The sequence below is a fragment of the Pseudomonas sp. EA_65y_Pfl2_P78 genome, from assembly GCF_963970495.1.
Lineage (GTDB): Bacteria > Pseudomonadota > Gammaproteobacteria > Pseudomonadales > Pseudomonadaceae > Aquipseudomonas > Aquipseudomonas baetica_A.
Genome location: NZ_CAXAON010000023.1, coordinates 56089 through 69770, shown reverse-complemented (window position 1 = coordinate 69770; position 13682 = coordinate 56089). Strand labels below are relative to the sequence as shown.

General features: G+C 55.8%; 20 protein-coding genes and 1 pseudogene. 6 read left to right on the top strand and 15 right to left on the bottom strand.

Annotated elements, in window-relative coordinates; genetic code table 11:
- Position 1: 1 nt before the first annotated feature.
- The 3 genes from AACY02_RS17775 to AACY02_RS17765 form a co-directional block, all read right to left on the bottom strand.
- A complete protein-coding gene (locus AACY02_RS17775; RefSeq protein ID WP_339433068.1) occupies positions 2-1996 on the bottom strand; it encodes a phage terminase large subunit family protein in 1995 nt (664 codons plus the stop codon).
- Between the two features lie 4 nt (positions 1997-2000).
- On the bottom strand, positions 2001-2570 hold the full coding sequence (locus AACY02_RS17770) for a terminase small subunit (protein WP_339433067.1): 570 nt from the start codon (positions 2568-2570) through the stop codon (positions 2001-2003).
- A 424-nt stretch (positions 2571-2994) separates the two neighbouring features.
- On the bottom strand, positions 2995-3315 hold the full coding sequence (locus tag AACY02_RS17765; RefSeq protein ID WP_339433066.1) for a phage holin family protein: 321 nt from the start codon (positions 3313-3315) through the stop codon (positions 2995-2997).
- A gap of 289 nt (positions 3316-3604) precedes the next feature.
- Between AACY02_RS17765 and AACY02_RS17760 the strand changes: the two genes are divergently transcribed.
- On the top strand, positions 3605-4345 hold the full coding sequence (locus AACY02_RS17760; RefSeq protein ID WP_339433065.1) for a hypothetical protein: 741 nt from the start codon (positions 3605-3607) through the stop codon (positions 4343-4345).
- A gap of 40 nt (positions 4346-4385) precedes the next feature.
- Here AACY02_RS17760 and AACY02_RS17755 read toward each other — a convergent pair whose 3' ends face one another.
- The 10 genes and pseudogenes from AACY02_RS17755 to AACY02_RS17710 all read right to left on the bottom strand — a co-directional run bounded on the left by AACY02_RS17755 (position 4386) and on the right by AACY02_RS17710 (position 9945).
- A complete protein-coding gene (locus AACY02_RS17755; RefSeq protein WP_339433064.1) occupies positions 4386-4775 on the bottom strand; it encodes an antiterminator Q family protein in 390 nt (129 codons plus the stop codon).
- A 303-nt stretch (positions 4776-5078) separates the two neighbouring features.
- Complete coding sequence (locus tag AACY02_RS17750) at positions 5079-6386, bottom strand: tyrosine-type recombinase/integrase (RefSeq protein ID WP_339433063.1); 1308 nt, start codon at positions 6384-6386, stop codon at positions 5079-5081.
- Positions 6383-6685, bottom strand: coding sequence for a nuclease domain-containing protein (locus AACY02_RS17745; RefSeq protein ID WP_339433062.1), 303 nt, complete (start codon positions 6683-6685; stop codon positions 6383-6385). The genes AACY02_RS17750 and AACY02_RS17745 overlap by 4 nt, the downstream gene beginning before the upstream one ends.
- Positions 6676-6885: a hypothetical protein gene (locus tag AACY02_RS17740; RefSeq protein WP_339433061.1), complete on the bottom strand. Its 210-nt coding sequence runs from the start codon at positions 6883-6885 to the stop codon at positions 6676-6678. Before AACY02_RS17740 ends, AACY02_RS17745 begins: the two co-directional genes overlap by 10 nt.
- Positions 6885-8264, bottom strand: coding sequence for a replicative DNA helicase (gene dnaB / locus AACY02_RS17735; protein ID WP_339433060.1), 1380 nt, complete (start codon positions 8262-8264; stop codon positions 6885-6887). The genes AACY02_RS17740 and dnaB overlap by 1 nt, the downstream gene beginning before the upstream one ends.
- A complete protein-coding gene (locus AACY02_RS17730; protein WP_339433093.1) occupies positions 8257-8526 on the bottom strand; it encodes a hypothetical protein in 270 nt (89 codons plus the stop codon). The genes dnaB and AACY02_RS17730 overlap by 8 nt, the downstream gene beginning before the upstream one ends.
- Before the next feature lie 249 nt (positions 8527-8775).
- A pseudogene (locus tag AACY02_RS17725) lies at positions 8776-8922 on the bottom strand (helix-turn-helix domain-containing protein); the annotation flags it as partial.
- Between the two features lie 38 nt (positions 8923-8960).
- Positions 8961-9185, bottom strand: coding sequence for a hypothetical protein (locus AACY02_RS17720; protein WP_339433059.1), 225 nt, complete (start codon positions 9183-9185; stop codon positions 8961-8963).
- A gap of 64 nt (positions 9186-9249) precedes the next feature.
- Positions 9250-9675, bottom strand: coding sequence for a phage regulatory CII family protein (locus AACY02_RS17715; protein WP_339433058.1), 426 nt, complete (start codon positions 9673-9675; stop codon positions 9250-9252).
- Positions 9676-9723: 48 nt separating this feature from the next.
- Positions 9724-9945: a Cro/CI family transcriptional regulator gene (locus tag AACY02_RS17710; RefSeq protein ID WP_339433057.1), complete on the bottom strand. Its 222-nt coding sequence runs from the start codon at positions 9943-9945 to the stop codon at positions 9724-9726.
- Between the two features lie 109 nt (positions 9946-10054).
- Between AACY02_RS17710 and AACY02_RS17705 the strand changes: the two genes are divergently transcribed.
- From AACY02_RS17705 to AACY02_RS17685, 5 genes are all read left to right on the top strand, one after another.
- On the top strand, positions 10055-10849 hold the full coding sequence (locus AACY02_RS17705) for a LexA family transcriptional regulator (protein ID WP_339433056.1): 795 nt from the start codon (positions 10055-10057) through the stop codon (positions 10847-10849).
- A gap of 225 nt (positions 10850-11074) precedes the next feature.
- The gene (locus tag AACY02_RS17700; RefSeq protein ID WP_339433055.1) at positions 11075-11614 is read left to right on the top strand and encodes a hypothetical protein; all 540 of its coding nucleotides are present in this window, start codon (positions 11075-11077) and stop codon (positions 11612-11614) included.
- Positions 11615-12058: 444 nt separating this feature from the next.
- Positions 12059-12361, top strand: coding sequence for a hypothetical protein (locus AACY02_RS17695; RefSeq protein ID WP_339433054.1), 303 nt, complete (start codon positions 12059-12061; stop codon positions 12359-12361).
- 11 nt (positions 12362-12372) lie between these two features.
- Positions 12373-12663 (top strand): hypothetical protein, encoded by a 291-nt coding sequence (locus AACY02_RS17690; protein ID WP_339433053.1) that lies wholly within the window; start codon positions 12373-12375, stop codon positions 12661-12663.
- A gap of 81 nt (positions 12664-12744) precedes the next feature.
- On the top strand, positions 12745-13053 hold the full coding sequence (locus AACY02_RS17685; RefSeq protein ID WP_339433052.1) for a hypothetical protein: 309 nt from the start codon (positions 12745-12747) through the stop codon (positions 13051-13053).
- Between the two features lie 22 nt (positions 13054-13075).
- Here AACY02_RS17685 and AACY02_RS17680 read toward each other — a convergent pair whose 3' ends face one another.
- Both AACY02_RS17680 and AACY02_RS17675 read right to left on the bottom strand, forming a co-directional pair.
- Positions 13076-13396 carry a hypothetical protein gene (locus AACY02_RS17680; RefSeq protein WP_339433051.1) on the bottom strand — a complete coding sequence of 107 codons (321 nt, stop codon included), beginning with the start codon at positions 13394-13396 and terminating at the stop codon, positions 13076-13078.
- A gap of 85 nt (positions 13397-13481) precedes the next feature.
- Positions 13482-13670, bottom strand: coding sequence for a hypothetical protein (locus AACY02_RS17675; protein ID WP_339433050.1), 189 nt, complete (start codon positions 13668-13670; stop codon positions 13482-13484).
- Positions 13671-13682 lie beyond the last annotated feature (12 nt).

The following is a 13682-nucleotide window of genomic DNA, read 5'->3' as shown; positions in this document are numbered from 1 at the left end:
ATCAGCGTCTCTTCAGGTAGCCACTGGTGGAACTGCGGCGTTGTGGGGGAGCGGTTGTCGGACGTGATTTCACGGCTGGTTGCGGCGCCTGTGGTGCTGCCGGTGTTACGACTGGCCGACTGAGCCGTTCGCTCTGAACGGGTTGGCTGCTATCGCCCGAAACCGACTCGTAGATCGCCTTCCGAATCCGCGTCCAATCGTGATCTTGGTAGCGATTGATGCCGAGGTAATGGGCCATGGCCAGGTTGTACACCAACAGATCGAGCGCTTCGTTGCGCTCGGATTTGCCCTTGGTCCATTCGATGCGTTTATGCCCCCTGACGTAACGGGTGATTTTTCGCTCAGCCACGCACTGGGCGAAAAAGTCATCCGGCAGATCGTTGGCAAAGTGCAGCGTTCCCGGTCCGGTGTCGAACACATAGCGGTTGTAGATCCAGTCCTTCGCCGTGTCGGTACCAACAATCCAAAGCTCGGCGCCATGCCGTTCAGTGAGGCCCTTCCATGTCACGTCGACCATCGAAGGTCGCTGCGCGATCACCGGTCGGCCCCGCTTGCTCGCCCCCTTGATGGCGAACACGCTGCGCCATCGGCGCATACGACAGAACTGATAAACCTCATCCGTATGGTTACCACCGGAGTCGACCGCAGTCGCCATGATCATCAGCTCAGCACCACAAGGGTGTCGGTAACGGGCCTTGAGCAACTCATCCAGCGCCGCCCAGGTGCGCTCATCTGCGGGGTCGCCGGAGATCACCTGAAAGTCGACCACCCAGCGCTCCATGCTGGCCCCCCAACCCATCACCATCAGTTCCAGGCGGTTGGCTTGGGTGTCAACAGAAGCGGTCAGCATCAACACGCCGTCGGGCATTGAGCCAAGCCCGTAGTTTTCCAGCCGCGCCCGATCCTTCAGCACATCGGCCGAGGTTTGCTCCTGAGCGCTATCCCAGACCTTGGCCAGACGAGTGTTATAAAACACCTGCATCGGCTCCAGATCGCCTTTGGCCTGAGCCTTTTTAGCCTTCTCGAATTGCTTGGCCAACGAGGCCCAACCGGTCCAGCCGGGCGGCGAGTACAACGCATTCAAGTTAAAACCAATGGTTTCGCCATCGCCTTGGGTGTGCGCTCGCCACTCCCCTTTCGCCAGCATCTCGCCCTTATAGCGCTCTTCGATCAGCACGTCGCAGTCGGGGCCGGCACATTGGTAATGCACAACCTGATAATCCGCCGAGTAATGCAAACGCTCCCACTCCAGAACCTGCATGTGTTCACAGGTTGGGCATGGGACGTAGTAGTAACGCTGATCGCTGACCTCAAACAGATCAGCGATCCGTGACGCCCCCCTGATCGTCGGCGAACTAGAAAAATAAAACTTGGCGTTACGGCCGAAAGTACTGCCGCGAGTCTCGGCCAGTTCGACCGGGTCGCCCTCCTCACCCACGTCCACACTCCAGCGATCAACCTCGTCGCCATAGATGTAGCGCGCGGAAAGCTCCGCCAGGTTGGCCGCAGAACCGGCCGTGGTGATGTACAGCGAACCACCCTCGAATTCCTTCGTGTCCATCGTGTTGCGCGCATCTCGCGAGCGGTTAGACGCCACGCGCTCACGCAGAACCGGCGTGGCCTTGATGGTTTTACCAATCCGCGACGATACCCGCTTGGCCAACCCCAGACTGGGCAACAACGTGAGGATGTTGGACGGGGCCATATGGATCAGGCCGCCGATCCAGTTCAAGGCGATCTGCGTTTTCATCAACTGCGAGGCCACCATGGTCACCACGCGCTTGCACGGGTGGGCTGGTGACAGACAGCGCATTGGCTCACGCGCATAAGGGGTACGCGAAGTGTGGTATTGACCAGGCTCGGCCGCACCCGTGTCGCGCGGGATGCGCATGTACTCGTCGGCCCACTGATCAATCCAGACATCTGGCTCTGGACGCTGCCCACGGAAATACGCTTCGCGGTACACCGTCGCACCGTTCGACATTTCTAAGGACATAGGGTTAGCTCGGGGTAATGGCTTGTTCTAGATCTGCTGTAGACAGCCGCTCAGCATCTTCCAGTGTTTGTCGTAAAGCGGCCGTCAGACGCTTTTCGATTTGCCATGGATCAGACATCGAGGCCAGTTCAGGCGCTAGCTGTGGCGCCATTCCAAGCAAAAGATCGCGCAGCAAGCGACCGGCGTTATAGGCCGCATCTTCGACCGCTTTGCGCTCTACCAAGGTGCCTTGGGCTTTAAGGAAGTTGTTTTTTTCCTGAAGCGACAGGTAGTGCTCACGAAGCGCGCGCGACTTTTGAAAGTCGGGCGCCTGTTCAGAGGGGTCATCTACAAAGTCTGCAATGACTATTTCCAGCGGTGGCTGATCACCCCGCTTCGGGCGATTGCGCTCATGTCGAGCGGCGACGGCGGCCTTGCTCGGGTCGCTCGTCATAGCCAGAAGCTTCTCGCTGGCATCCACATCAATCTGCCCGGCAGCATTCAGAACCAGTCGTTGATTCTTGACCAGCTTGCCGACGTACTGCCTGGACCACCCCTTCAGCTCGCAGTACTCCTTGCGAGTTACAAAAGCCATGCGGCCTCCATCGTCGTGGCTTATCAAGCCTGTCAACTAACCCGGCTTAGTTGACAAGCCTTCTGACCATTGCGCCGGGGCTGCTGTTCGAGAATCTGAACAGGGCGCAAAAAGGCCTACAGCCCAATAGAACCGGGGGGACTTCACTAAAAACACACTGTTCGGATCACGCGAACTCTGTCGCTGAAAACCCGGCATTCCTTGTCAACCTGTCAACTGCTGTCAACTAACTTTCCAGCCCTGTGGCTAACGCTTTCCCGCGGGTTTCCGACCCCGTACCCCTCGAAAAGCCCCAGGGTCCCCGGCGGTAAGACGGTCCCGTTAGGCCGCCGGCCTCACTTTCGACCCACAATGCCTTCACGTCATCGCCTATCACGCTGACCTGCATTGGCCGATCTCCTTGGAATAATTGATTGTCAGCGACTTACTCGTCGACTTGAACGCCTGCCTTCTTTGCCAAGAACTGGGTGTACAAACCACCGGCTACATCGGCGCCAATTACCGCAATGACGATGCCCAATCCCGCAGCCAGATAGAGGTTGTTCCAGAGAGCCATTGCTAGCAGCAAAGTGGCCATTCCCAGAAGACCGGACGCGAGAAACCGTAGCGCTACGCGTTGAAGAATCTGCTGTAGACCTAGATCGCTTCCTGACGCTCTCAGCATTTCCCCCGACAGGCCAGCCATGCTCAGCAGTATCAATAACCATAGGGGTACATCCGCGAGAGTTTGTTGCTCCGTGCTCATCTGTAGTCCTCAAATAGGTTCGGCCTCCATGTCTCTGTCGTCCGCCAGAGCAAAGAGCCAGGCATGGGGCCGAAAACTGAAAAGCCCCGCTCGTTGGCATGGCTTATAAATAGGCAAAAAAAACCCGACTCGATGGCCGGGTTTTGAAAGCGTCTTGCTGCGCTCACAGCAGTTCACGCTCCCATAAAAACACATCTATTCCGCGCGGAAAAGCGTCATAATGCTGTTCAGGCCAAATGGTAGCCAACACCATTTGAAACGGAATACTTAGCACAAACACGGATTAGCAATGAGCGAAAAAGACATTCAACAAGAGAGCAATGTCGCCGATTTCCCTAACACTGACAATGCAAACAACTCAAAATCAGAACAGTCGTCACAGCCTAAGCAACCTGAAAAAGGCAAGCCTGAAAATAAGACAACTGACGACAGCGAATCTGCCTTCCACGATCGTAGATTGAGACAAATCATAGAAGAGCAGCGCGTTAAAGACGAGCTGTATGAAATTTCCCGCCGTAAAGGCCTCGAAAACTTTCGCAGGACGATGTTTACGTCATGCGTAATCATAACAGCACTTATGATCTTAATGTTTGTCTCCATTAGAAACCCAACGATTTACAAAATTGACGAAGATACTCTAACAGTCGTCAACCAAGCTTTGAACGCACTGATTTTATTGGTCATCCCTTTTCTGCTCGGCATTGTCGGTGCCGCGGCGCGAATATTAATAGCGACTGTACAGCCAGAGCTTAAAGGAAACTTACTGATCTCCTCAGGACTAATGGCAACATTTTCTTGGATAGGGATAAAGAGTGGAGTTCTCATCTCAATCATTGCACCCCATTTAGAAAAAGCCAATATCCCGACTGACCACACAATAAATACTGCACATGATTTTTATACCATGGCGCTGGTCGCCATCGTAGTGGGAATGTTTTCGACAAACTTATATTTAGTCGTCGCAGAAAAAGTTGAACAAATAACTCAAAAAGCTCAAAACAAGAATAACGACTCAAAAGTTTCTAATTAAATATTGATCCAGTTGCCGAGCATGCTCGGCAACTGGAAGGTCAGGCTGCCTCACGAGCCACGATCAAAGCACAATCAATCCAGGCGGCTCCCGCCCTAGCGAGTTCCCTCGCTTTACCTTCGCTGATTCCATAATGCTTGCCGACTTTGGCCATTGCCCATTTTGCGCCGTAGTAAAGCCATATGATGTCACCCATTTGTTGATCACGGCGAGCAAGCTTGGCAACGGCATTGTCAATCGCTAGCGCCCAATCATCGGAAATACAATAATTTCTGCTCGACGCAATTTCTGGCATAGCTTGGCGCATTAGAGCGAATGTCGGAGAAGTGAAACCAGGTACTCCCATTCCATCCATCCTCCACCATCCCCACTGTTCAAGTAGGTATTCGGTATCTCCCAATGGTCGTCCAGCTGGCTTACGAATCATCATTCCCTTCAATCCCCTGTGTAATTTGTGCCGCCCGCCCCTAGGCGGTTAGATCGTTCATATGGGCTCTGTGACTCGCTCGTCGATGGCGAACCTTTCAGTACTGAAATTTCACGCTGAGCACTCTGTAATTTGAAACTTAATTGGGTGACCAACTCGTCGGTAGAAAGCACCATATTGCTACCCTGAATAACCCAACCTGAACCGTTGCAGTCAGCGCAAACCAGCTCATAAAACAGCCCTTCCACCACCGCTTTTCCCGCGCAGATCGAACAAGGCTCCAGCTCGATCCGCTCTCGCTTAAAGTCAGGCACTCGCCTTTTCTGCATGATTTAAAACCTCGCCTATGGTTGTTTCTTCAATGGCCTTGCAGGCCTTATGGTCTGTGGCTTGCAGCGAATTACCGGAATCTTCAAATCTAAAGCCGGTCAATCCATGAATCGCTGCAAAGCCTTTCTGATCTAGATGCGCGTGCCACTGCTCGAGGGCATCACGCTTGCGGCTCATCACGTCCGACTGGATGTAAACCTTCACGTTATGGCCCATCGCGTGGTTGATCAGCAGCTCACCAATCAGGTGATCGATGCCAAGGTCTGCCCAACCGGTGCGCGCCACCTTGCGCAGGTCGTGGCTGGTCCAATCGCCCTGCCCCAGTCGACGAAACACTGCGCAGCCCTGAGCCTCGCCCAGCGCCTTGCCATTACGTGCCGGGAACAGGCACTGGCCGTCATAGCCTCGAGCGTATTGGCCTTCTCGATACCGGGTCAGCAGCGTGCATACTTGCTCGGTCAGAGGCAGGTGATGCTCGACACCGGTTTTCGTGTTCTCGGCCGGGATGAACCATTCGCGTTCGGCCAGGCTGATGTGCGACCAGCGCGCCATCCGGGTTTCACCGATCCGCGTGCCATGGCAGAGCATCATCAGTGCGAGCATCGAATCCAGCGACGCGGTGCTCATGACTTCGGCCAGTTGCCCGAGCAGGCCTTCCAACTGAACGCCGCGCAGACGGGACGGCTTGATGCCGACCTTTGCTTTAGAGAAGTCGTTGAACCGGATCGCTGCCATCGGGTTGGGCGTGATCAACCCCAGCTTGGCCGCCTGTCGGAATGACAAGGCCAATAGCTGGAACGCGGAACGCACGTAGTCGATGGAAACTGTCTCCTGCAGCGGCCACATCAGCAGGGTGTCGAGAGCTGCCTTGTCGATACCGATCAGGGGCAGCTCGCCGAGGCGCGGTTTCAGGTGGCACTTGATGATCGAGGCGCCGGTGTTTTTGCGTTTGGTCGACAGATTACGATCGCGCGACATGCGATCAGCGAACCAGTCCAGCAGTTCGCCAACAGCGTTCCACTTCGACAGGCTCGCGCCCTCCCCGGCGGCCAGACGCAGCCGAAGCGACGGCAGCGCCGCTACAACCTGTTTGTGAGTCAGCTCGGGGAACGTGCCGATGGGATTCCACTTGCCCTTCAACACCAGGTACCACGAGCCACCGGTTCGAGCCTTGTTGAAGCGCAGGTACAGGCCCTTATTCTCGATGTCGCGTACGTCCTTTACGGTGCCGGCCACTTGGCGCTTGATCTCAGCTTCGGTGATCTTCACCGCGGCGGTACTCATGCGGCCCCCTTCACGGTGAGAATTCCAGCCCTGATCAGGGCTTCGTGGGTTTCGGCGATAGCTCGCGGCATGTCCCGCCAATCGATTTCGCCGGCGGCGCGGCCGTCGATAACGTCGTGACAGGCGCAGCAGGCGTACACCGCCACGGTGTCGAAACCTTTCATTCCCATGCCTTTCTGCCCGCACGGCAAGTGCGCGAGCACGGTGGTTTCTGGATTGTGGTTGCAGATTCCCGGCATCCGGACGGTGCATTCTTGGCCGTTGGCGGAGGCGCGGAGCTTCTTCGAGGTCACGCGCATGGCGGTCTCCCCGTCGTGACGTCGACGACTTCGTAGGTGCCCGGCCACATCCATGCGCCGTAACGCCTCGCCATGGCCTCATCCGCGAACAATGCCAGTGCGTGATCCGGCGGAGAACTCAGGTCAACCTTGAACGAGCAGCAGAACACCGCGAAACGGTAGGTGGACGGGTCGGGAGCAGCGAGTCGCCTTGTATTCATCAAAACGAATCCTTTTTGCGGTAACGGCTGGCTAGGCTGGTGACTTTTTCCGGCTGCTCGACAGGCTCTGGCTTCCACCCAGCAGCAAGATTTTCGAAACGGTTGAATTGACCAATAAACGCAGTGCGGACAGTGCCCATCTCGATGTCGCGCCCCTTGCCGATGATTATTTCGGCAATGCCTTTGGCTTCGGTGTTTTCGTGATAGACCTCGTCGCGATACACGAACAGGATCACATCGGCGTCCTGCTCAATGGCTCCGGACTCCCTCAAATCAGAAGGGATTGGGCGCTTGTTCGGACGCTCCTCGCATTTACGGGAGAGCTGGCTGAGCAACACAACGGGGATGCTTAGTTCCTTGGCGAGCAACTTGCAGCCGCGGCTTATGCTACTGACCTCTTCGGTTCGGTTGCCGCCCTCGCCTTCCACCAGTTGCAGGTAATCGATCATCAGCAAGTCCAGGCCGTAACGCATTTTGTGGCGGCGAGCGAGCGAACGGATGCGTCCAATTGACGAGCCAGCTCGGTCAGCGATGTACAGCGGAGCGCGGCGAAGAACCCCGGCAGCGGCCTGTAGTTCAGTGCCGTGTGTCTCGCAGGCGGTTCCGTTTTTCACCAGCGTTAGTGGAATGCGCCCCTCGGAAGCCGTAGCCCGGTCCACCAGTTGACCTTTGTTCATCTCAAGGCTGATGACGAGCGCTGACTTGTTCTGGCGCACCGCCGCATCGATTGAGAACCCCATGGCGAGCGTGGTCTTGCCCATGGCAGGACGGCCGGCAACGATGTACAGGTGATCTGGCTGCAAGCCACCCAGCTTTTCATCCAAATCTTTCAGGCCGGTCGATAGACCGATCAGCGTTTCACCGCGACAATGACGATCATGGCGTTCCTGCCAGACCTCGATCTGGTCGACCAATACGTCCCCCACCTTGACGATGTCGTCATCACCCGAACCGCAATCAATCGCCATGGCTGCAGCCTGAACAGCGGCGATCTTCGCCTGCGTGTCCTCGCTGCCCTGGGATATTTCCATCGCCTGGCTGCCAAGGTCGTAGAGCGCCCGGTCAATAGCCCGTTCACGAACGATCTGGGCGTATGTTCTGGCGTTAGCAATGCTCGGAGTGTTTCTGACGATTTCGGCGCAATAGGCGAATGCCGGACTGCCGTCGTCCATCGAACCGACGTGATTACCCACAGTCAGGAAGTCAACCGCCTGACCAGCCGAACGGATAGCCATAATGCTGCGATACAGATCGGCGTTTGCCGGGAAGTAAAACGCCTCTGCGGACAAGTCTTCGCAAAGCGTATCGATCAGATCTGGGCGCTGCATCATGGCGCCCAGCAGGCCGTGTTCAGCCTCGATGCTGTGAGGGTCACGCATGGTAGTTACCCTCGACGACCTTAACGAAGTTGCTCGGTGCAATCAGCCAGTCGAAGTTGCAGCGGAACGGAGTACCCCCGGAAGCGGATACCTCCCCCATCAGGAACTTGCTCGAACGCACCAAAGCGAAGTACTCAGCCCAGAACTGCAAATCCTGATGGACTTCGCTTTCGTTCCAGCGAGCACCGATCTTGGCGATACGATCCTTGGTCAACATCACGACGCGAGGAAACTCGGGAATGGTCTTGTTGAACAAGTCCACGATTGCCTGAGTCGGGCATTTCGTCTTCGAGACTTTCGGCGTTTGCTCATCGCCGACAAGAGGTGACGGTTCACTTGATGGTTCTATTACGGTTCTGGGTGCAGCTGCTGCGGGGGTTTCTGTAGTGAGCTGCGGGGGTGATGGTGCAGCTGCTGCGGGGTGCGACTCTCGCGGGGGTGCATATGCTGCTGGGGTTAGGGTGTACATTGTCGAACGACCCATTCGCTCACGAACTGACAGCAACCCAACCTGCCCCAGCCACTTGATTGCAGTTTGGACTGTCCGTTCAGCAAGGCAGGTTCGCTCCGAAATACGGGCAACCGAAGGCCAGCAGACGCCCTCGTCGTTAGCATTATCTGCCAGCGATATGAGCACAGCCTTTTGCGGGCCGCTCATACCCTGCAGAGGCCAGCACGCGCTCATGATGATGGTGCTCATGCAGAAACATCCTGGACAGAAGCCAGCGATGCCTTCAGGTGATCAAGGCATTTTCGGCTGAATTGAGACTTCGCCGCGCGCGAGTACTGGGAACTCACCATCAGGGCGGCGAGCATTGCGGCAGATTGGTGGGTGATCGGGTGTTGCGACACAATTTGAGAATTCGTAAAAGGTGTCATGACATGGTTTGGGGTGTTGATTGAATTGGTTTGGCTCTGCATAATCGGGCCTCTCTAGTTTTGCGAATCAGCCGACCTTCTCCGTCGGCTTTTTTGTGTCTGCTATTCAGGCTGCCTTCACGGACTGCTTGAATACTTCCAGGCTGACGATCACTTCCTCCGCCTCCTTGAGCAGGCTCGTTTTCTCGACCGAGCAGACGCGCCCATCAGCCTGTGCGTCGAACGCAAGGCGAGTAACGTCAGCAAGGTCGGCATGCAGTCGAAGAAGTGCGGCGTTGAGATTGATGCCTTCCGGCTTTTTCTTCGGAGCCAGCTCGAAACCGAACGCCTCCGCCCATGCTTTGAGCGGACGGAAGTCTTGGGTGAACTTCATGATCCGATGTAGCTCTTCCACGTTCATGCGGTGGGTGTCGTAGTCCGGGTTTGCCTTCTGGGAAAGAAGCGTCCGCGACTTGAAGTCCGCGCCTTCGGCGATTTTCTTGGTGCCATGGTCGTCAACCACGTCATAGATCGCCCTCATCAACTCCTGCATGTCACACCTCGAAAATTGTTACGTGGCTTTGCGCGACCAGCGGCGCGATCATTTGCTTATCGAATGATCAAGGACGTAAGCGACGCTCTTTTGCGACGGGAAGGGGCGCTGCTCCAGCGCGGAGAGCCTGCCGTCGTCCTCAAGAGTCACCGATACGTCTCGCCCGACGCGGATTGCCTTGCTCAGCGCACCCTGGGTGCAACCAAGCATTTGCGCAGCCTTGGTATGACCGTGCTCTTTGGCGAATTCAGAAAGTGGGATACGGCGCATGGCGACGTCCTCAGTATGGTTGTCCGTCGCAAGTATGACCGCCGGTATTGTATGCAGTCAATACCGGCGATATTGGTATAATTAATACCGTGGGTAATAAGATCACCGTATGAAAAAAGACTCCCGACGGCTTCCGCTATCCGAATGGCAGCTGCAAGACAGCGCGCGCTTGAAATCCATATTCCAAGCGAAACGTGGGGAGCTGAAGCTCACCCAGGAAAAGCTCGCATCCGAGCTGGGAGACGGGGTAACCCAAGGCGCTGTGAGCCATTTTATGAATGGCCGCACGGCGCTGAGTGTTAATGCAGCGGTAGTTTTTGCTAGGGCGCTTGAGGTGCCGGTATCCGATATCAGCCCAACCCTCGCAGCTCAAATCGAGAAAATGACATCCGCCCTACCCGATCGTCGTCCGACGGCAGCTGATCATGCGATTGATACACGAATCCCTCCGCGAGGATTTAATCTTAAGGATGATCCTAGTTACACCGGCGTTCTCCAGCTCACTGCTCAGGGATCAGCTGGTACCGGCGAAGAAAACCCTCACGTAGAGATTCGTGGCGTCATGGCGTTCAAGTCGTCTTGGCTACGGGCGAACAACCTGAGCCAGCGGCATCTGGACGTCATCTATGCGAGCGGGCACAGCATGGAGCCAACCATCAACGACGGCGACGTCCTGCTAGTGGATGAGTCGAGTATTGAGCCGAAAGATGGCCACATCTTCGCCATGCAAAGCGCCACCAAAGGCACGATCGTGAAGCGTCTGGTGAAGTCGGACATCGAGGGCTGGATCATCCGTAGCGACAACTCTGACAAGGCGCGGTACGGCGATGAGATTCTGCGTGACGGTGAAATAAACGAAGTCCGCATCATCGGACGCGTGGTTTGGCGCGGCGGGATGCTCTAATACCAGTCGCCGTCATGTGACCTGCAACATGGCAAAAGATCAATATAAAAGGAGCTAGACTGGTATGAGTGACAAGCCTAAAAATCCACCAGCACCGAAACCTGCACAGCCACCAAGCAGACCTGTTCACACAAATGATGGTTGGAGCAAAAGTGACCGTGGTAACGGCCCGAATACTATATCGGAGAGCCGACCCGTCCCGCGCCCACCTAAAGGGAACTGAAGATGGAAGATGCCGATAGCCTTAAAATTGAGCTTCACGAGCTTAGTTTTTATGTACAGCGCAATATCCGATACCACATGCGAAGGGGGGCTTTTTTCCTTCGCTGGGGTCGGTTCACTGCTTTTATCGGCATCATCTTTGGCTCAGCCGCAGTAACGTCATTAATTGCCGGGGCAAGTGCGTACGTGACAGGTGCGGCGGCGCTTTTGGTAACAGCCGCTTCGGCAGTCGACTTGGTGGTTGGCACTGGGCAGAGGGCGTGGCTACATAATGACTTGCGCAAACGCTACCTAGATATTGAGGCGGAGATGTTTCTAGATGATCCCTCCTCCCAAGCCTCCAAGATTCGAGAGTACAAGAGCCGTATCCGCAGGATTGAGGCAGACGAGCCACCAACGCTCCCAGCTCTTGAGATTCTCGCCAGAAACGATGTAATTCGAGCCTTATATCCTAAGGAGGAAGCGGACAAAAATGTTAGCCAGCTGGGCTGGTTCAAGCGCCTGACTGCTCAGTGGTTCGACTGGGACACTTCTACCTCTTAACTCCTTAAAGCATTTTAGAGGCTCGGCTTAGTGCCGGGCTTCCTCCTTCCTCATCCGATCCGAAACCCGCCGCTGAGCGGTTTTTTCATGTCTGCTGAAAAATACATGACCGGCGGTATTGACCACCAGAAATACCGGAGGTATTGTTAGCCCATCGCAGCGACACACAGCCACTGCGAAGCACCACCGCTCTTTAACAGTAAGCGCAACAAACAAACCAACAGACCGCATTGCCTCTACCGGCGACCGGCGAGCAGACAGGCCCGAAAGCCTGCCAACGACAGGAACAACCTGGACGGCTGCTCGATGGTGAAACGCCTTAACCGTGTGAGTAACCCGGCATGCAATGCGCCCCGCCCTTCCCGGCGGCAATAGGACGGACAGCATCACTGAGCAGCCTTCAAGCGAGGGCTGCTCGGGATGACAACCGATAGGTAATCAACCATGAAGCACGCAACAGAAATTGCTCAGGTCGAAATGCACCCACTGATGCAACAGCGCCGGGATGTTCTCAACGCCTTGTTTGTTCGCACCCACGCAGCCCGTGGAGAGTTCGCCCGCCTCGCTGGTCTGGCAGCGTCGGATAAGAAGGTGCGCTTTCAGGTGAGGACGGTCGGCAATGCCTACCACATCGTTGACCTGGTCACCGGCAAGACAAAGGCCTTCCGCTTCAATTATCAGGTCGCGCTGAACATGGCGATCGCATTCGAAAAGCAGGCCAATCGCCTGGCGGAAGGTGTGCATTGATCGGTGCACCAATGCCAAACCCACGAGACCAGTTGCTCGACAACCTGAACCAGCAACTTGATCAGTACTTCGGTTCCGGCGGTAAGGCTCAGCAAATCCCCAGTGGCGTCACTGGCGATCCAAAGCTGGCATCCACACCTCACCACGACCGTCTGCGCGTCGAGCGCAACAAGATCGCCCCGAAGGTGCGCGAGCTGGCCGAAGCTGACAAGACCATAAGCGAGACCGCGAAGACACTGAACATGCACGTCAAGCGGGTTGCGCTGATAGCCAGCGAGAACGGATTCAAGTTCAACTCATGAAACGCATCAGTAACCGGGCGACTACACGCCGCCGACAGACCTGGCGGAACTTGCCGGCCAGCGGAATTGAAGAGGTAGGGCATGGCCAAGAGCAACGCGGAATTGCAGAAGGACAAGCGCGCCAAGGAGAAGGCGCTGCTCGATCGGATCGGCGCCGAGAAGCGATCGCTGATTGTTTCGAAAGCGCTCGATGACGCACTTCAGATCCTCGGCGAGCGTCACGGCTTCGAGGAATGGCAGGAGACGGTGTCGACGTTCATCATCAATCTGGCCGCAGCGCCGGCAGAAGAGTCGGAACGCTGCGTCAGAATGTCGCGACCGGTGTTCGTACCCAACGAAAACCAGTCGCGACAGCTTGAGCGTTTCGCCAGGACGGGCGTCGAGATCTAACCCGCAAGGCTCAGATACAAAGCTACTTTTTCAAGCCCTTGCCCATGACGCCCGCCACGTAATCTCTGTGAGCGGCAACCTGCATCTCCTGCCAGTTCTCGAAATCGGTGTTTTCCTTAATGAAAACATCCCAGTCAGCATCAGGAATGGCTTTGAAATCCTCTGCTGTTTCGACCTTGAACCCAGAGCCATTGATTAAATCTTCGAGATTTGCGAACGAGCTATGCGAGGAAATGAATTCGGGGTTCATCATTTCCCCTAACTTTACTTCCTTGGTGGCAGCCAGCGTCTCGATGTTCTTCCTGAGCTTGTCAAAACCTGAACGATCAATCTTGAACGACATGCGCTTACTCCTTCTCTGGTGAGCTCGCAGTAAGGCATATAGAGGATCAGCTCGCCAGTTTTGTGATTATTTGCAGCACACAGTCTTATCGAGAGTTCGGCACCTCAACCAGCCGATGCGCCGACTCCATGTAGGTGGCCAGGTCGATCACCTCGCGAAGGAACACGACCACCTCAAGCTCCACCGCGTCGTCCGGCAGCCCTATCCGTTTCAGCATCGCTTTAGCGTCCTCTTCGATAGCCGCTAGCGCATCTACATCGCTCTGCAACCTCATGTCGGTCTCCTG